Here is a 17,304-nt window from a genome sequence, read left to right on the forward strand (position 1 = left end):
GTCGCACCTCCGCGCTGTCCAGCAGACCCGAACCGGCGGAGCTTGTGATCACCCGAATCGGGCGAGTCAGCGAGCGTCGCGCTTGGCCTGCCGGCGACTGCCCAGCGCCCGCGTCGACGCGTCCTTCTTCAATCCGCCGGTGGTCTTGGTGGCCCGCGGCGGCGGGTCGGTGGCCGGCGCCGGCTTCTTGGCGGCAGGCCGTTTCGCGGTCGTGAGTGCGGGTTTGGCCGCCTTTCCTGCCGCGATCCGCTCGGCGCGCAGTTCCAGCGACGCCCGGCGTGCCACCGCCGCGACCTCCCGGCTGACGGTCGCCAGGACCGACTCGAACAGTTCGGCCTTGTCGCGGTCGCGCTGGTTCCGCCCGTACGACAGCCCGCGGCCGCCCACGTCCGCGACGGCAGCGGCCGCGCCGCGGCGGTAGTTCTTCACGTACTTCGTCCGCGCCCGCCGTACCCGTTGATGCAGGTCCAGCAGATCGTCCTCGTCCAGCTGCTGCAACGCGTCCCGCTCGGTCTCGGCCACCAGCAACCGCTCGGCCTCGGTCAGCGAGTTCAGCAGGCCCTGATTCATCGCAATCTCCCTTGTCCGCCGAATGCCCCCGGCGAGGATCCCTGCGCCGCCGGTAGGCCCGTCTCCACCGCAGGTGCCGGCCGGAGCAGCCCGACGCCGCGGGCCACCCGCAGCGCCGCGGACCGCTTCTCGACACCAAGTTTTCGGTACAGCGCCATCAGATGCGTCTTCACCGTGTTCTCGGTGATGAACAGCGCCTTCGCGGTCTCGGTGTACGAGTTCCCGAGCGCGAGCTGGTCCAGGACGTCGGCCTCCCTCGCGGTGAGGCGGATCTGGGCACCGTTCACGACGGCGCTCAGGCGACGGTCCGGTACGACGTGCTTGTCCGGCCTGGTCCGGGCGAGCAGGGTCACGCCGCCGGGGCTCTGGTAGCCGGTCAGCTTCTCGAGGGCGATCGCGGCGAACGGGTGCGGGTTCGGCGTACCGACGTACGCGCGGAGCTGGTCGAGGAAGACCTGCTCGCCGCCCGCCGGGATCAGCGTGTGGACGATGCGCTGCGGGGCGACGCGGTTCAGCGTGTCGACCAGCGAGGCCTCGGCGGCGATCGGATCGGCGGCGCGGGCCAGCAGCACGGTGCGGAACGACGCTGCCGCCGACGACAGCGGTGAGTAGATGCCAGGGTGGGCCAGGGCCTCGTCGATCGTCCGCACCGTTGCGCGTAGATCGCCGTCGCTGATCGAGAGCATTGCCCGGAGCAGGTCGGCCTCGGGGCAGTTCCCGGTACGGTCGAGCTCGGCCAGCTGTACGACAGCTCCGTCCTCGTCGCCGATCAGCACGGCCAGGCGGAACCGCAGCAGCGCCAGGTCGCGGGCGAGGAACGACGGCAGCGGACCGGCCGCGGGAGGATCCACGGACAGCTCGGACAACGCCTCGTCGAGCCGGCCGTCCTCGATCACCAGCACGCCGCGGAGCATCGCCCGGAGCGCGCCGATCACCGTGTCGGACTCGGCCGCCTCGGTCATCGCGACCAGCTCGTACCAGCGCCACGCCTCGTCGCGTCGCAGGTCGCTGAGCGCTGCGAAACCCAGGACGACGTACGCGCGTACGGCGTACTCCCGCGGCAGCTCGTCACCACCGATGTCGAGCGCCTCGCGGGCCGACCGCGCCGCGTTCCGCAGCTGACCGACGGCGTACTGCACGACCGCCTGATGGACGAGTCCTCCGGCGATCAACCGCGAATGCGCCGCCATCCGCGCCGACACCAACGCCTCACCGAGGTGCTCGGACGCGCTGTCCAACTCGCCCGCCCAGGTCTCCGCCGCAGCCAACTCGATCAGCAACCACGCCAACCGCTCCGGCCCGAGCACAGCATCACTACCCCGCCCGTCCGTCCCCAACAACCGCCGGGCCTCGTCAATCGCAGCCCGCACGCCATGCCACCCGTACCGCGACTTCCACAACCCCAACAAAGCCGCATCAGCCGCCAACGCATCCCCCTCAACCGACCCCCCACCCCCAACCCACTCAGCCGTCCGCCCACCACCGCGCGGACCGGCCCCCGGACCGCCCCCCACAGCCCGCTCAGCCGCCCGCGCCTCACGCGCCTCCCGCTCCCCGGCCGCTCCGGCAGACTCCCCCGCCCCCCGCTCCCCGATCACCCCACCGGGCATCCGCTCCCCGGTCGGCCGGTCGGGCGTCCGCCCCTCCCGCTGGCCGGTCGGCTCGGCGGGGGTCCGTGCTTTTCGTTCGGCGGTTAGGCGGTTGGCTGCGGCGGCGTCCATGATTGCGCCGGCGACGTCTCCGGATGCTCGGCGGAGGAGGCCGCGGACTCCGGTCAGGTGCGGGAAGTCCTCGACCGGTACGACACCGAGCGCGACGGCAACCAGCTCCAGGTCCCCCGCAGCCAGCAGCTCCGGCCCGCGGCTCAGCACGATCCGCGCCACCAGCGCCGGATCCTCCGCCCCCAGCGCGCTCCGCAGCGCGCCGACGCTGTCACCGCGGTTCTCGCAGTACACCGCCGACCGATGCTGAGCCGCCGCCACGATCCGCGCCCGATCCGCGTTCCCCGCCACCCGCCGCCGCAGAAGCTCAACCAGCAAAGGGTGATAGCGGTACGTCGGCTCCCCGCCCGGCCCGTCGACGTACGCCGTGACCAGCAACCCGTTCCCCGCCAGCTCCGCAAGCATCGCGCCCGCGTCCGGGTCGTCGCTCAACGCCGCAGCCAACTCCGCAGTCACCGACGGCACGCCGAACGTACTCAGCAGCATCGTCTGAACCCGCTCGTCCAGCGTGCCGACCGTCTCCCCGAGAAACAGGTCGAGCACCGGCCCCTGGTTGACCAGCGACCACCGCACCTCACCCGACGCCGCGAACGTCCGCGCCGCAAGCACCAGCGCCGCCGCCCACCCGGCGGTGTTCGCCTGGAACAAGCGAATGTCCTCGGCGCTCGCCCGCCCCGCATGCGCCTTCACCAGCTGGGTCGCCTCGGCGTCCGTGAACCGCAGATCCCGCGACCGCAACGTCAGCGCCAGCCCCCGCAGTTCGAGCTCCGGCACCGGAAGCGGCAGGTCGTACCGGCTCGCCAGCACGATCCGCAGCGCATGCGGCGACTTCCGCAGTACCAGCCCCAACTCCGCCAGTACGGTTGCCGACAGCAAATGCCCGTCGTCGACGACCACCAGCTCCGGCTCCGGCGGTTCACCGTCCAGCGCCTGCTCCAGCAGCCGTCCGAACGACCCTGCGGCCGGCCCGCTGATCCACGTCACCGCCGTACCGTCGTCGCGCCGGCGCCGTACCCAGTCCGACAGCAGCACGGTCTTCCCGGTCCCCGGCGGCGCGATCAGCAACGTGAGCGGCGCCCGTACCCCGACGTCGAGCGCGGCGTGCAACCGCTCCCGAACCACCAACGTCGCCGGCGGCCGTGGAATCCCGCCGGCTGTTCGCGGATCGACTGTCCGGTGCTCCCGATCGATCGAGGCGCACACCTCGTGGCCCTCCCCTGGCCGACGTGCTCCTACCCAGCGTTACAAATACCGAGACTAACCGGTGCAGCCGCATCCCGGCAGCCCTGAGCCCCGGTTGAGAATCGGACCACGGTCCGAATCATTCCGGCCAGGGCGCGTGGTCGAGCTGCTCGCTCTCGATCCGGATCTGCAACTCGGCGGGGATCTTCGGCTCCAGGCCACCGACGTCGACGAGCACGTCCTCGGCCGCGGATTCGGCGAGCCGTATGACGCATTCGGCGACCAGCGCGGGCCACAGGATGTCGCGGCGCGGCGCGTCCGTACCCACCAAGCCCACGACCAACGCATCAATCGCCTCAAGCTCCAACCACCGCCCGACCGCCTCGGGTGCCGTCGCACGATCAACCCAACGCACAGTGCCCGGACGCACCTCAGCCCCCGCGACCGCCCCCTGCGGCACCTCAGGCCCGGAGCCCTGCGACACGTCAGGCGCGGAGCCTCCCGCGACGGCATCCACCGGCTCCCGCGGAACGGCCTTCGCCGAGTCCTCCTGCGGCATTGGCCCCACAGATTCCGGGGGCACGGGCGGCGCCGCGTCGAGTGACAGGGTGAGCGGCGTACGGCGGGTGCTGCCGGTGAGTTGCAGCTTGGCCTCGGTCTGGACGATCGGCGTGAGCGCGTCAAGCGAGTGCGCCACGAAGTACCCATCGGGCTCCAACGCGACGATCCGCGCCAGCGGCCCGGCGTAACTGATGCCGCGCTCGTCGTCCTGCAGCTCGGTGTAAAGGATCCGCGCCTTCGGGAACATGCCGCGCAAAATCCCGAGCGCGTTGCCACTCACGACCGGAGTGAGCACGATGTTCGCACTGTCAGGCGCCGACCTGATGTCGACGACCGTGTACCCAGGACCGAGCATCTCGCTCAACTCGGCCCGCGCCGTCTTGGACAACGGCATCGTCGTCACCACAAGCACAGCCGAATCCATCAGCAAACCGCCCCGCACAGTCCGGTCATCCCCCGAAACTACACAACGGCAGTGCCTCCTACCTCAGGAATCGAACGGCGGCGGCCCAGTGATCGTGCATCCCAGCGGATCCAGCACCGCCTGCAGCCTGGCGATTCCCTCAGGCGGCACCGGTCCCGGAATCGGCAGCTCCCCGGCGAATTCCTGAGTCAGAAGCACTCCCGAATCCCGGAAGAAGCTCTCGAAGCCGGACGGCGTGATCAGGTTGTAGTAACGGGCGGCCGCCGACACGACCCGGAACGCGTGCGCGCGCCCGGGCGGCAGGTAAATCAACGATCCCGCCTCAACCTCAGTGCTCCGGCCTTCGCTCCACGCCTCGAGCGCGCCCTCGAGAACCATCAACGTCTCGGACTCACGGCTGTGGACGTGCCGCGGCGTCATCGCACCGACCGCCGCGCGCTCCTCCACGAGCGCGAACGCGCCGTCGGTGTCGCGGCCGTCCAGCAGGATCCGGCACAACATGTCGACGTGGTTGTAGACGGCGGCGTCCTGCGGTGCAAGCTGAGTCATACCGACGAGCGTGCCGTCCGGCTCGTCGTACGGACCATCCCCCGATCCGGGGATTCGGCTCTACCCTGACAGCTGTGACCACGATCGACGGGTACGCGGACCGGCTCGCGCGAGCTGTCCGCGCCGTCGCGGCCGACGCCGGCCCGGCGCACACCGCCGAGCACATGCTCGACCGGATGCTGGCCGCCCTACCGGGCGCCGAGGCCGGAGCGCTCGTACTCATGCACCCTCAGACCGGGCTGTTCTGGACCGGAGCCGTGACCGCGCTACTGGCGGAGAGTTGCCACCCGTTCTTCGGGGTCGAGCTCGCCGGCGGCGACGACTGTTTCCGCCGGATGGCGGCGACCCGTTCCCCCGCCCGGGCTTTGCGGTTGCGAGCGAGCAATCCGGAACTGCTGTCGACGGTGGTCGAGAAGTACGGCTTCTCCGACGAGCTTCGCGCGGTACTGCCCGACGGCGCGGTCGCCTGGGGCGGTGTGTCGCTGTGGCGGCGTACCGGCGCCTTCACCGCCGATGACGAGCAGCTCCTCGACGCGGTCGCCGGGCAAGCGGGCGCGGTACTGCGTCGTACGGTGCTCGCCGATCTCCGCGGCGGCTCCCCCGGCGGGACTGTTGCCCGCGGCATGCTCGTCGTTGCCGACGGGCAGCTCGTCGAGTTCAGCCTCGACGATCCGGCGCTGCGGGCCGAACTGGAGAGCGAGCGGTTCGAGAAGTACCGCCAGGTCGACCATCTCGTCGCGCTGGCCGCCGCCGACCCGCGGTTCTCGACGGTCCTCCGCAGCGCCGACGGACGATGGCTCAGCGCCCACGGGATGGAACTCGACGAGGGTCGTACGGCGGTGATCCTGACGTCGGCGACTCCGGCCGACCTGCTCGGCCCGCGGGTCGTCGGCGCCGGGCTCAGCACCCGCGAGATCGAGGTCGTACGGCTGCTCTGCCGCGGCCTGTCGGACGCCGAGATCGCGGACGAACTCGTCGTCTCGCCGCACACCGTCCACGACCACGTACGGGCGATCCGCGGCAAGCTCGGCGTACGGACCCGCGCGGCCGTCGTCGCACGGGTCTTCGACGACACGTACTTCGACGCGTTCATCTCCCACGCGGCGATCCGGCACACCCGGTAGCTACGGGATCGGCGCTCCCTCCGGGGTGTAGGTGGCGAGCTCGACCTGGTAGCCGTCCGGGTCCGTGATCGTCAGTGCCTGCGCCGGTGCCGTGGCCGCCGTACGCGGATGAACGTCTCCGTGGGTCGCGTGCAACTCGACGGCGCGCTGGTGCAGTTCGTCGATCGAGGCGTCGGCCATCAAGCACACGCTGATCGACCCGCGCGGCGCCGGCACCCCTTGCCGCAACCGGATCGCCTGCGCACCGACGACGAACGACACCTCGCTTTCGTGATCCTTGGTGGCGCGCACCCCCGTCAGCGTGGACCACCACCGACGACTCGCGTCGAGGTCGGAAACATTCAGTACGACGTGGTCGAGACAGCTCGCGTGGATCCTCATGGTTCGACTCCTTCCACTACCCCCGACTGTGCGCCGCCCGACCAGTTCCGTCCAGGTCTCCGCCGAGCGCGGCCCGGAGCTCTTCCACCGACGGTACGGCGACCAGCCGCCCCTCCTGATCCCGGTACAGCCGACAAGCGACACCGCCGCAATCACCCGCCGACGCGAACGGATCCACCCCGTCGACCAGCAACGTCGGCGACCCCGCCATACCGAACCGCTCCGCGTCCGCCTCACTCTCAACCACCCGCGTGACAACCGGCACGTCCGTCACCTCAGCGATCCGCTCCAGCAGCGGCCGCACATTCGGGCATTCCGGCACATGAAGCACCTCAAGCCTCATCGCAGCGCCTCCAGCAACCCGCACGCCCGATCCCCTCGCGGCAAATCACACTGCCCCACCAGTGTCCCCAACGCATCGTGCATCCGCTGCAGATCCCGAATCCGCGCCGCCAAGTCCTCCTGCCGGTGTTCAGCCAGAGCCCGCGCAGCACCACAACTCTCCGGCCCACCCTGATCGAGCTGCAGCAACTCCTCCACCTCGTCCAACGTGAACCCCAACTCCTGCGCCCGCTTCACGAACCGCAACACCCCGACCGCCGACACCGGATAATCCCGATACCCACCAACCGTCCGCGGCGGCACCGCCAACAGCCCCCGCCGCTCGTAGTACCGAAGCGTCTCGCTATTCACCCCAACCCGCCCAGCCAACTCACCCGTACGCATACGCCCATCCTGAACCCCGTACCCAGCTCCAGGGTCAACCTCAGGGAGTGCTCAACGGCCGCCGCCCCACGGTCAGCCAGGACGGCACCACCTCAGCGACGGAAGGTTTCGCGCCGTGGCGCCGGCGCGAAGCACGCTGGCGAACAAGGCCAACCACATCGGCGTCGACACTGACGGCGTGACCGCGGCAACCGCCACCACCATGCCGAGGTCGAGCAGGATCAGAGCGACTCCCGCAGGGCCGGCGAACCGGGCCGGCCCCAGGCTGTTGCTCCGGGCAATTGTCGCCAGCGTCCCAGCGACGACCAGCAGAACCAGTCCGACGACAATCGCGATCGCCTTCGGTATCTGCCACTGCCAGACCTTCGCCTCGATGAGAGCAGTGCCCCACAGTCCGGCAAAGACCGGACCGGTCGCGAGCAGTGCCATCGCCGTACGCCGACCGGGAGATTGTCGTACGAAAGCCGCGACCACGCAGTCGGGAGATCCGAATTCCCGTACGGCGGCTTCGCGTGCCGCAGCCGGAGACAGGCCACGGGACACGTGAGCCCGAACCGACTCCTCCAGGCCGTCGGCCAACTCTTCGACGATGGCGGGTGAGAGCCGGAGTTCAAGCTCCGCGAGGTACAGCTCGATCAGGTCGTGGTCGGCCATGGCTTGGGCTCCAGCAGCGTAGTGACGGCACGAGCGAACTCGCGCCAGTTCGCGCGCTCCCCGGTCAGCTTGTGATGCCCGGCCTCGGTGAGGTCGTACGCCCGACGCCGACGACCGCCCGCAACCGACCAGGAACCGCTGATCAGCCCGGCGCGCTCGAGTCGATGCAGCGCCGGATAGACGGTGCCGGTCGGCAGATCGAACCGGCCCTCACTCCCGTCGCGCAACGCCTCCTTGATCGCGTACCCGTGCCGCGGCCCGTCCGTCAGGGTCGCAAGCAGCAAAACGTCGAGGTGACCCTTCAGCACTTGCGCATCCACCCTCATAGGTAGCTATGCTACATCAACAGCATAGGTAGTAATGCTAGCTATGGCGGGGCGATGCACATGGACCGGGACGCCACACACCGCGAGCTCGAACGAGCGCGCCTGGACTTCCACCGCCTGATCGAGCAGTCCGATCCCGCGGCGCTGCGCCGCCGATCGGACGGGACACGCTGGAGCAACCGTGAGCTGTTGTTCCACATGCTCCTGGGCTACCTGATCGTCCGCGCGCTGCTCGGACTCGTCCGGGTCTTCGACCGACTCCCCCGCCCCGCGAGCCGCGCGTACGCATGGTTGCTCAACGCAACCACCCGACCCTTCGACGCGGCCAACTTCCTTGGTTCGTACGTCGGCGGCCACGTCATCGGGCCCGACCGGATGGCAGTGATGTTCGACCACGTCGTCGACAAACTCCACCACCGCCTCGACGCAGAAACCGACACCAACCTCGACCGCGGGATGCACTACCCAACCCGATGGGACCCGTTCTTCAAGGACTACATGACACTCGCCGACATCTACCGCTTCCCCACCCAGCACTACGACTTCCACCGCCGCCAACTGACACTCAACCTGTGAGGATTCAGGTCGAGCAGCAGGCCGGCGAGCGACCGGCCCGGGAGTTGCGGTCGTCAGTTGCAGCAGCCGGACTGCGTGGTCGCTTCGGGCTCGATCACGGTCAGCAGACCACCACTGATGCCGGTGGCGAGGCCGCGACTCACCGGGGTCTCGATGCTCACCGGGGCCGGGCCGCAGCAGCCGCCGGCCTCGTCCGCGGAGCCGCCGTACGCGAGGTTCGACGAGCACACGCCGGTCTCGGGCAGGTCCAGCTGGACGTCGCGGGCCGCCTCCCAGTCGCCCGCCAGCGCGGCGACGACCGAACGCGCCTGCTCGTACCCGGTGGCCAGCAGGAACGTCGGCGCCCGGCCGTACGACTTCGCGCCGATCGCGTAGTACCCCGGCTCGGGATGGGTCAGCTCGTCGACGCCGTGCGCCGGGACCGTGCCGCAGGAGTGCTGGTTGGGATCGATCAGCGGCGCGAGCGCGCGGGTCGAGCCCAGGATCGGGTCGAGGTCGAGGCGCAGCTCGCTCACCATGTCGTGGTCCGGGCGGAACCCGGTCGAGTTCACGACCGTGTCCACGACGACCCGCTGGTCCCCGGCGGTCAGTGCGATCCGGCCGTCCGCCGTACGGGCGATCGACGCGGTGCGGAAGCTGCTCACCAGCTCGACCCGGCCCGACTGGACGAGCGCCTTCAGCAGGCTGCCGAGCGCACCTCGTGCGGGGAGCTCGTCGGCGTCGCCGCCGCCGTACGTCCGCGCCTGATCCGTGCCGCGCACAACCCACACAACCTCGGTTCCCGGCTCGTGCTCGGCGAGCTCGCCCAGCTCGAGCAGTGTCGTCGCGGCCGAGTGACCGGCGCCGACGACCGCCGTACGACGACCCACGAAACGCTCACGGTCGCGCCCGAAGACGTCGGGCAGCGCAGGCGAGATCGCCTCGGCCACCTCGTGTTCGCCACGCGCCGGGATGCCCGACGCACCGAGAACGTTCGGCCGGCGCCAGGTCCCCGCCGCGTCGACCACGGCCGATGCCAGGACCTCCTCGCCGTCGGCCAGACGCACCAGGAACGGTGCCTGCTCGCGGCCCGCCGTACGGATCCGGTCGTAGCCGACCCGGGTCACGGCCACCACCTCCGCGCCGTACCGGATCCGGTCCGCGAGCAACTTGGCCAGCGGCACGAGGTACTCGTCGATCAGGTCCCCGCCGGTCGGCAGCGAGTCCAGATCCGGCTCGATCCAGTCCGACGCCTCGAGCAGCCGGCGCGCCGCACTGTCGATGTCGTAGCGCCACGGGCTGAACAGCTTCACGTGCCGCCACTCGTCGATCGCGGCCGCGACGCCCGGCCCCGACTCCAGGACCACGAACTGGACGCCACGTTCGGCCAGGTGCGCCGCCGCGGCGAGTCCTACCGGGCCTGCTCCGATGACTACCACCGGGTATGTCACGATCATCCTCCGCGCTGTCTAGATGTTCATCTAATCACGAAGCTTGCCTCTTGATTCGACAAGAGTCAAGATAGACACATGCCGAAACAGGAACTGCCGGTACTCACCACGTGCTGCACGCCGATCGCCGAGGCCGCGCTCGACCCGGAGCGGGCGGCGGACGGCGCCGTGGTGTTCAAGGCGCTGGCGGATCCGGTGCGGCTCCGGCTGATGTCGATCATCGCCTCGGCCGGCGACGAGGTGTGCGTCTGCGACATCACCCCGCACTTCGACGTCAGCGGCCCGACGATCTCCCACCACCTCAAGGTGCTCCGCGCGGCCGGCCTGGTCGACTGCGAACGTCGCGGCACCTGGGTCTACTACTGGCCGATCCCGGAACGTCTGAGCTGGCTGTCGACGCTGCTGTCCGTGCCCGTGACCGCCTGATCTCGGACGTGCCGACCGCGCCGCTGACGGCGGTGGTCATCGGTGGCGGACAGGCTGGACTCGCCACCGGGTTCTACCTGCGCCGCTCCGGCCTGGTCCCCGGCCAGGACTTCGTGATCATCGACGCCGCGGCCGAACCGGGCGGCGCGTGGGCGCGGATGTGGCCGACGCTGCGGACCTTCTCCCCCACCCAGTACTCGTCGTTGCCTGGCTGGATGATGCCGCCCTGGCCGCACGGCGGGTATCCGCTCGCCTCGCACGTGGTCGACTACCTCACGCGCTACGAGGAGCGCTACCAACTCGCCGTACGGCGATCCGTGGCGGCCCGGGCGGTAACCCGGAGCGTCGGAGGGGTTGTCGTCGGCACCGACGCCGGGGACCTGTTCGCCGAGCACGTGATCTCGGCAACCGGGACCTGGTCGCGGCCGTTCGTACCGACGTACCCGGGAACATTCGCCGGACGGCAGCTCCACACCGCCGACTACCGGCGAGCGGCCGACCTCGCCGGCCAGCGAGTACTGATCGTCGGCGGCGGCAACTCCGCCGCGCAGATCCTCGCCGAGGTGTCATCGGTCGCCGAGACGACCTGGGTCACGCTGCGGCCGCCGCGGTTCCTGCCCGACGACGTCGACGGCCGCGCGCTGTTCGAGATCGCCACCAAGCGGCACCAGGCCCGGCTGCGCGGTCAAGCCGACACCGGCGGCGTCGGCGGTCTCGGCGACATCGTCATGGTCGAGAGCGTCCGCGACGCCCGCAACCGCGACGTACTACACGCCCGCCGCCCGTTCACCCACCTGATCGACCACGGCGTTCGCTGGGACGACGGCACCGACTCGCCGTACGACACGATCATCTGGTGCACCGGCTTCCGCCCCGCACTCGGCCACCTCACCAGCCTCGGACTCCGCGCACCCAACGGCCTCATCCCAACCGACGGCACCCAAGCCCTCAAGGAACCACGCCTACACCTGATCGGCTACGGCGACTGGACCGGCCCCGCCTCCGCCACCCTCATCGGCGCCGGCCGCACCGCCCGCGACCTCGTCCGCGAGCTCTACCCGCCGCGGGGGCCGCGTCTTCCAACCACGGTGGGAACGTCGCCGCCGCGCCCTCCGACCCAGCGGGGAGGCCTCGGTTTCTAGCTAGCCGCGGGACCACCTCCGTCGCGGCGAGGCTCGGCCGGGCGCAGCTCAGGCGGTCCGCAGTTGGCCGACGAGTTTCTCGACGCGGCCGCGGATCTCGTCACGGACCTGGCGCACGACCTCGATCGGCTGACCGGCCGGATCGGTGAGTTCCCAGTCCTCGTACCGCTTGCCGAGAAACACCGGGCACGCATCGCCACAGCCCATCGTCACGATCACGTCGCTGTCCTGCGCGACGTCGTACTCGAGCCTCTGCGGAACCGCGCCGGTGATGTCAATGCCGACCTCGCGCATCGCCTCCACCGCGACCGGGTTGATCTGGTCCTTCGGCTCCGATCCGGCCGAACGGACCTCGACCGCGTCGCCCGCCAGGTGCCGCAACCAGCCCGCCGCCATCTGCGACCGGCCGGCGTTGTGCACACAGACGAACAGAACACTTGGCTTACTCACTTGGAAGCTCCCGTCGTGTCTACATGAGGGGTGACAACTTCGTCCGCAGCCCGACCGGCCCTCGGGTACAGCAGGGCCAGCATTCCCACCCCGACCGCGGCTCCGACAAGCTGAGCGATCACGAAACCAGGTACCGAAGCGGGAGCGATCCCCGCGAACGTGTCGCTGAACGCCCGTCCGATCGTCACCGCCGGGTTGGCGAACGACGTCGACGAGGTGAACCAGTACGCCGACCCGATGTACGCACCGACCGCGGCCGGCGCAAGGGTTGCCCGATTGGACGCGGCCAGCGCGAAGATCAGCACGATCAACCCGGCCGTCGCGACCACCTCACCGAGCCAGAGGTGTCCTGCGCTGCGGTCCTTCGTCGACCAGGACACCGCCGCCTCGCCGTACATCAGGTTCGCGAGTACGGCGCCCAGGCTCGCGCCGACGACCTGCGCCGGCACATACGCCGCCACTTCCTGCGCGGACAGCCCGCTCCCGGTACGGCGGCCGAGCCACCAATCCACGAGCGACACCACCGGGTTGAAGTGTGCACCCGATACCGGCCCGATCATCAGGATCAGCACGGCCAGACCGAGAGCGGTCGCGAACGCGTTCTCCAGCAACTGCAGCCCGATGTCGTTCGGCGACAACTTCGAGGCCGCGATGCCGGAGCCGATGACGACCGCGACCAGCAGAGCGGTACCGATGCCTTCGGCAACTGCCCGGCGCCACAAGGGTGTCACCGGCCGCTCACCACAGGCACGGCGAGCTCCCCGAGCAGACCGCGAACGCGGCGCTCGATCTCGTCACGGATCGGGCGAATATCGGCCACCTCCAGACCGTCGGGATCGTCCAGGTCCCAGTTCTCGTACCGCTTCCCGGGAAAGATCGGGCACGCGTCACCGCACCCCATCGTCACCACCGCATCAGCCGCACGGACAACCTCATCCGTCCACGGCTTCGGGTACTCCGCCGAGATATCGATGCCGCGCTCGGCCATCGCCGCCACCGCAGCGGCGTTCACCTCGATCCCCGGCTCCGAACCACCCGACCAACCGACCGCCCGGTCACCAGCCAGGTGCTCGAAGAACCCGAGCGCCATCTGACTGCGCCCCGCGTTGTGCACGCACAAGAACAGCACCACCGGCCGGCCGTCGTCGTGATGCCCCTCGACCTTCGCCAGCGCGGTCAGCCGCTGACGCGCGAACCGCTCGGCCAGCAACGGCAGGAAGTTCGGGATCGTACTGCCGGTCGCGAACTGGTCGTAACTCGAATGCAGGAACCGCTCGATCGTCTCGGCCCCATAGAACTCGGAGAACTGCTCTTTGAGTCGAGTCGCGGCCGTCCGCAACGCCAACTGCTGATCGATCGACAAGTCCTCGCGGTGATGCCACACGAGCTCCGTCATGACCGGGCCCCCTTCCGTGAAACCAGTGGTGCCAGCCGATCGATCCGGCCGGCGATCTCGTCGTACGCCGCCTCGAAAGCCGCGTTCGTGTCCGCCGGCGCCGGATCCGGCACCGACCAATGCACCCGCGGCCGCGCCTCGGCCGGCAGATGCTCATACGCGATGTCACACACCGCGATCACCAGATCATTGGGTTTCACCACGTCGCCGACCTGCGCCGTCCGCCACTTCGCCGGATCCAGCCCACGCCGCCGCGCCACCTTCACCGCCCGCGGATGCACCCGCTCCGCCGGCCACGTCCCCGCCGACACCGCCGGCACATGACTCCGCCGCGCCCAGATCGCCGCCGCCAACTGCGACCGCGCCGAGTTGTGCGTACACACGAACACCACCCGCGGCACCTCGCTCAACGAGGGGCCTGCCACCGCCGCCAACCGCTCCGGCACCAACCGCACATACGTCCGCCGATGATCCCCCTCCGACCGGCCCCGCACCACCAGCCCAGCCTCCTCCAGCACCTTCAGGTGATGCGCCACCAGATTCGTCGGCATCTCCAGCAACGCCCCCAACTCCCCCGGCGCCGCATCCCCCACCACCAACGCATCCACAACCGCCAACCGAGCAGGATCCCCAAGCGCCGCATGCACCCGAGCCCGCTCCACCAGAGAATCCCGCTCAACGTTCATTGCCTCAATCCTCGCTGAGCTATCTCCTTTCGTCAACTCCCGGCCAAGGAGGTGAAGCGTCGCGAGCGTGAGTTCTTGGCAGGCCCATCCGCCCCGGTAGGCCAGCACACGCCTCCGGGGTAGTTGCGGCACAGGTGCGGCAGGCACTCCTGCGATCGGCGTCGCCGGCGGATGAGCGCAGGCAGGCAGCGTCACCACGGACACCTGATTGACCCGTCGTACCAACAATTGCTGAGGGACGCGCCGATCCGCATGAGTGAATCGATGTCGATTGCGACGCCAACCAACTCTCGGACGAGCCCGATCCTGCAGGCGAGACGATCCGTCGGACACGTGCGGGACGGGGCTCGGGCGAGGTCATCCGCTGCGTCCGGTAGCGCCCGGCAGTCGCTCGCCGGCGCAGCCCGCAACTCGCCCGCGGCAGCGGGCAAGAAGCCGGCGTCAGCCGGGGGCGGGCGGGAGCGCGCGGAGCAGGCGCGGGAGGGAGCGGAGCGACCGGAGTCCCTGCGGAGCACGCGGGGGATGAACCACAGCCGCCCGTGACCACCTGCATGTTCACCCACGGGCGCCGGCTACGCAGTCGCACGCGAGCGGAGCGAGCAGATTGCGGGCGGCAGCCCGCAGCACGCCCGCGCTAGCGGGCAAAGCCCCTGGATGTGGCTCTACACCTTCTGGTACCAGGTCAAACCGCTCTCCACCTCGGACAACGCAGACGCCCAGGTCTGGGCCTTGATGATGGTCCTCACCCTCGGCCTCGTCCTCGTCCCGTTCATCCCGGGCATCCGCTCAATCCCCCGCTGGATCCACCTGCACCGCCTCATCTGGCGCGACTACTACAAGCGCCGCGCTACCTGACCGGACAGGCCGGCTCGACCTCGACTTCGACGAGCCAGCCGGTGACCGGCAGGTTCTCGATTTCGAGGGCGAAGCGGGACGGGCGGGACCTCTCGACCACAGCCACCGTGGCGGTTCCTGCCCTCCAGCAGCATGACCTTGCAGCCCGCCTGCAGCCGTTCGTACGCCGACGCCGGCCCGGCAATGCCCACCCAAGACTCAACACCGCCTGGTCGGTCCCGATCGCCAGCACGAACTTGGCATCAGACCGCTTCGGCACGTCCGCCCGCGACTCAATCCGGCGCCAGGCGGTCGCCAGCTTCACTTGGTACGCCGCGTCGTCCCAGGCGTGTGCACTGTTCTCGACCTGGGCCACCAGATGGGAAAACTCGCCGAGTCAGTGGCCGCCTTGACGCACAGGAGCTCAGCAGCAGGTCGCAGGCGCCCCGGTTGCCTGGGCCGCTCTGCAGGTTGCTGCCACCGTAGGCTGCCCCTCGGTGACGCCGCCGCCACGAAGCGCACAGATAGACGTCCTGTTTGAACCCCGCGATGGCCGGTTTACGACGTGCTGCTGGCCGGTGCCTTGAAAGTGTTGCAGGAAGCGACGTCGTTCGTGTCGAGGCCGCGGGCCGCCCAGTACTGGCCATTGGCCACGGAAGCCCTGTCGGTTGGCGTTGCCGCGCCGTTCTGAGGTACGACGTACTGCCGGTCGATCATCAGGTCGAGATCGGTGAGGCCGGACGACGACCTGCTCGCCGCGATGAACAGGCCACTCAGGCACGACGCCTGCAACTCGATGCGCCGCCCCTGCTCGAGCCTCAGGTTCGGCGCGACGTACGCGAACCGGTGGGCGCTTGCGAGAATGCCGGTGAGCTGCAGCACGTGGTAGCCGTAAGCCCGCGCGGTCGTGTCGATGGCCCACATCCGCGCGAACCTGTCCGCGAAATCGCTGAATCGACTCCAGGCCACCAACGAGGCGTAGTTGAGATACAGAGTCTGGGTGGAGCCGCAGTAGAACGCCACGGACGGCCCGCTGGCGCAGGGTGACTGCAGATAGCCGCCCCAGAACACCACCCGTGGTGGAGAGAATCGGACCTGTGCAGCACGCACCTTCGGGCTCCACAACTCGTGCAGACAGCCGACCAGCCTGGTGTCGAAGGCGCGCACCGCGGCCCGCGTGTCCAGCGGCGCTTGAGCTGCGCGGCAGTCCACCGCACCGATCCGCCCGGTGCCGTAGAACGCGGCGGCCGCAGCCTTCGGGACCGCTTTCGGGGCGGCGTACCATCCGTCCGCGGTCGGAGTGGTCGGTGCGGTCAGCGCGGTCTCCGACTGGTGCTGGCGAACGCCTAGCGCGACGCCGATCACCAGGAGGATCGCCGCGCTGCCGAGCAGGACGCCCGCCACAAGGTTGTCTCGCCGCCTGCGCCTGTGCGCGCACCACACCTCAAGGGCGTCTTCAACGCCGGCAAAGCTGGAACCCCAGCTCAAACCCTGCCTAGCAGATCCGCCCCGAGACGCGACGGGCAACGGACGGCTGCTGTAGTACACGGAGCCATCCGTTCCCCGCACAACGGCGGCAGGCCGATTCACGCTGCCGTTCATAACTCACCCCCGGGACACGACGTGGCTTCCCCAAGGCCGATCCCTCGACACGTGCGTACCACTTCCAGGCCCTGCTGAGAAGCACTGGTCGCGAGCACAGCGGAGCACTGGTCTTGCTGCCCAGAAACGGCACGAGCTGCCGCGATCAGGAAGAACGCCGACAAGACGCGCTTGGCTGCCCTGGGCCGATTGGTCGCCTGGGCCGTTGACTCGAGGCACCCAGTGTCGTTGGCGCTGATGGGGCCGGCTGGATCCCCGCGAAGCCTGATGCCGTTGCTGCGGAGCTTCCAGCGCCTTCCTACTCACGCCACACTGCCTGGGCCCAGGCGCGGACTTGCCGGTCCGGAGCGGGGACACATGTCGCGCCTCGGCAGTTTGGTCGCGCGGGCCCGGGGTTCGGGTCTAAAGCAGTCCCGGTGCTGTGATGAACACCGGGACCTCGACCGGTAGGCGAAGCCGTCGCCTCGATGCATTCCCGGTGCTGCCTTTTGAACGCCGGGACAAGGATCGCGTGCCCTGCAGATGCGGTCTTGATGCCTCTAAC

Annotated in this window: 21 protein-coding genes; 5 read left to right on the forward strand and 16 right to left on the reverse strand. The window is 69.6% G+C overall.

The features are described from left to right. Positions 1-66 precede the first annotated feature (66 nt). From ACQHIV_RS11330 to ACQHIV_RS11345, 4 genes are all read right to left on the reverse strand, one after another. On the reverse strand, positions 67-570 hold the full coding sequence (locus ACQHIV_RS11330) for a hypothetical protein (protein ID WP_427893452.1): 504 nt from the start codon (positions 568-570) through the stop codon (positions 67-69). Further along, positions 567-3,494, reverse strand: a complete 2,928-nt coding sequence (locus tag ACQHIV_RS11335; protein ID WP_427893453.1) for a LuxR C-terminal-related transcriptional regulator — start codon at positions 3,492-3,494, stop codon at positions 567-569. Before ACQHIV_RS11335 ends, ACQHIV_RS11330 begins: the two co-directional genes overlap by 4 nt. 118 nt (positions 3,495-3,612) lie before the next feature. Continuing rightward, positions 3,613-4,458 carry a hypothetical protein gene (locus ACQHIV_RS11340; protein ID WP_427893454.1) on the reverse strand — a complete coding sequence of 282 codons (846 nt, stop codon included), beginning with the start codon at positions 4,456-4,458 and terminating at the stop codon, positions 3,613-3,615. Between the two features lie 63 nt (positions 4,459-4,521). Then, complete coding sequence (locus ACQHIV_RS11345; RefSeq protein WP_427893455.1) at positions 4,522-5,007, reverse strand: cupin domain-containing protein; 486 nt, start codon at positions 5,005-5,007, stop codon at positions 4,522-4,524. Positions 5,008-5,081: 74 nt separating this feature from the next. On the opposite strand from ACQHIV_RS11345, the gene ACQHIV_RS11350 reads away from it, so the two are divergent. Beyond that, on the forward strand, positions 5,082-6,131 hold the full coding sequence (locus ACQHIV_RS11350) for a response regulator transcription factor (RefSeq protein ID WP_427893456.1): 1,050 nt from the start codon (positions 5,082-5,084) through the stop codon (positions 6,129-6,131). On the opposite strand, the gene ACQHIV_RS11355 is transcribed toward ACQHIV_RS11350, so the two are convergent. The 5 genes from ACQHIV_RS11355 to ACQHIV_RS11375 all read right to left on the reverse strand — a co-directional run bounded on the left by ACQHIV_RS11355 (position 6,132) and on the right by ACQHIV_RS11375 (position 8,218). Then, positions 6,132-6,512 carry a VOC family protein gene (locus ACQHIV_RS11355; RefSeq protein ID WP_427893458.1) on the reverse strand — a complete coding sequence of 127 codons (381 nt, stop codon included), beginning with the start codon at positions 6,510-6,512 and terminating at the stop codon, positions 6,132-6,134. 16 nt (positions 6,513-6,528) lie between these two features. Next, positions 6,529-6,855, reverse strand: a complete 327-nt coding sequence (locus ACQHIV_RS11360) for a hypothetical protein (RefSeq protein WP_427893459.1) — start codon at positions 6,853-6,855, stop codon at positions 6,529-6,531. After that, positions 6,852-7,238: a MerR family transcriptional regulator gene (locus ACQHIV_RS11365; RefSeq protein ID WP_427893461.1), complete on the reverse strand. Its 387-nt coding sequence runs from the start codon at positions 7,236-7,238 to the stop codon at positions 6,852-6,854. Before ACQHIV_RS11365 ends, ACQHIV_RS11360 begins: the two co-directional genes overlap by 4 nt. A 72-nt stretch (positions 7,239-7,310) precedes the next feature. After that, the gene (locus ACQHIV_RS11370; RefSeq protein ID WP_427893463.1) at positions 7,311-7,892 is read right to left on the reverse strand and encodes a permease prefix domain 1-containing protein; all 582 of its coding nucleotides are present in this window, start codon (positions 7,890-7,892) and stop codon (positions 7,311-7,313) included. Further along, positions 7,874-8,218: a PadR family transcriptional regulator gene (locus tag ACQHIV_RS11375; protein ID WP_427893465.1), complete on the reverse strand. Its 345-nt coding sequence runs from the start codon at positions 8,216-8,218 to the stop codon at positions 7,874-7,876. Before ACQHIV_RS11375 ends, ACQHIV_RS11370 begins: the two co-directional genes overlap by 19 nt. A 54-nt stretch (positions 8,219-8,272) precedes the next feature. Here ACQHIV_RS11375 and ACQHIV_RS11380 point away from each other — a divergent pair, with 54 nt between their 5' ends. Next, positions 8,273-8,794, forward strand: a complete 522-nt coding sequence (locus ACQHIV_RS11380; RefSeq protein WP_427893467.1) for a DinB family protein — start codon at positions 8,273-8,275, stop codon at positions 8,792-8,794. A 53-nt stretch (positions 8,795-8,847) separates the two neighbouring features. Here ACQHIV_RS11380 and ACQHIV_RS11385 read toward each other — a convergent pair whose 3' ends face one another. Continuing rightward, positions 8,848-10,230 carry an FAD-dependent oxidoreductase gene (locus ACQHIV_RS11385; RefSeq protein ID WP_427893469.1) on the reverse strand — a complete coding sequence of 461 codons (1,383 nt, stop codon included), beginning with the start codon at positions 10,228-10,230 and terminating at the stop codon, positions 8,848-8,850. 72 nt (positions 10,231-10,302) lie between these two features. Here ACQHIV_RS11385 and ACQHIV_RS11390 point away from each other — a divergent pair, with 72 nt between their 5' ends. Both ACQHIV_RS11390 and ACQHIV_RS11395 read left to right on the forward strand, forming a co-directional pair. Next, entirely contained in the window at positions 10,303-10,650 is a 348-nt protein-coding gene (locus tag ACQHIV_RS11390) for an ArsR/SmtB family transcription factor (protein WP_427893471.1), read from the forward strand. A gap of 8 nt (positions 10,651-10,658) precedes the next feature. Then, complete coding sequence (locus ACQHIV_RS11395; RefSeq protein WP_427893473.1) at positions 10,659-11,792, forward strand: ArsO family NAD(P)H-dependent flavin-containing monooxygenase; 1,134 nt, start codon at positions 10,659-10,661, stop codon at positions 11,790-11,792. 48 nt (positions 11,793-11,840) lie between these two features. Here ACQHIV_RS11395 and ACQHIV_RS11400 read toward each other — a convergent pair whose 3' ends face one another. From ACQHIV_RS11400 to ACQHIV_RS11415, 4 genes are read right to left on the reverse strand one after another with little or no spacing between them, the layout of a single operon-like run. Beyond that, positions 11,841-12,242, reverse strand: coding sequence for an arsenate reductase ArsC (locus ACQHIV_RS11400; protein ID WP_427893475.1), 402 nt, complete (start codon positions 12,240-12,242; stop codon positions 11,841-11,843). Beyond that, on the reverse strand, positions 12,239-12,973 hold the full coding sequence (locus ACQHIV_RS11405) for an MIP/aquaporin family protein (RefSeq protein WP_427893477.1): 735 nt from the start codon (positions 12,971-12,973) through the stop codon (positions 12,239-12,241). The genes ACQHIV_RS11400 and ACQHIV_RS11405 overlap by 4 nt, the downstream gene beginning before the upstream one ends. Then, positions 12,970-13,638, reverse strand: coding sequence for an arsenate reductase ArsC (locus tag ACQHIV_RS11410; protein ID WP_427893479.1), 669 nt, complete (start codon positions 13,636-13,638; stop codon positions 12,970-12,972). Before ACQHIV_RS11410 ends, ACQHIV_RS11405 begins: the two co-directional genes overlap by 4 nt. Then, positions 13,635-14,324: a helix-turn-helix domain-containing protein gene (locus tag ACQHIV_RS11415; protein ID WP_427893481.1), complete on the reverse strand. Its 690-nt coding sequence runs from the start codon at positions 14,322-14,324 to the stop codon at positions 13,635-13,637. Before ACQHIV_RS11415 ends, ACQHIV_RS11410 begins: the two co-directional genes overlap by 4 nt. Before the next feature lie 654 nt (positions 14,325-14,978). On the opposite strand from ACQHIV_RS11415, the gene ACQHIV_RS11420 reads away from it, so the two are divergent. Further along, positions 14,979-15,179 carry a hypothetical protein gene (locus tag ACQHIV_RS11420; protein WP_427893483.1) on the forward strand — a complete coding sequence of 67 codons (201 nt, stop codon included), beginning with the start codon at positions 14,979-14,981 and terminating at the stop codon, positions 15,177-15,179. On the opposite strand, the gene ACQHIV_RS11425 is transcribed toward ACQHIV_RS11420, so the two are convergent. Continuing rightward, positions 15,172-15,534 carry a hypothetical protein gene (locus tag ACQHIV_RS11425; protein WP_427893485.1) on the reverse strand — a complete coding sequence of 121 codons (363 nt, stop codon included), beginning with the start codon at positions 15,532-15,534 and terminating at the stop codon, positions 15,172-15,174. The two genes, ACQHIV_RS11420 and ACQHIV_RS11425, sit on opposite strands and share 8 nt — an antisense overlap. A 182-nt stretch (positions 15,535-15,716) precedes the next feature. Further along, positions 15,717-16,706: a neutral zinc metallopeptidase gene (locus ACQHIV_RS11430; RefSeq protein WP_427893486.1), complete on the reverse strand. Its 990-nt coding sequence runs from the start codon at positions 16,704-16,706 to the stop codon at positions 15,717-15,719. Between the last annotated feature and the right edge of the window lie 598 nt (positions 16,707-17,304).

Origin of the sequence: Kribbella polygonati (genome assembly GCF_050320105.1) — a bacterium.
GTDB lineage: Bacteria > Actinomycetota > Actinomycetes > Propionibacteriales > Kribbellaceae > Kribbella.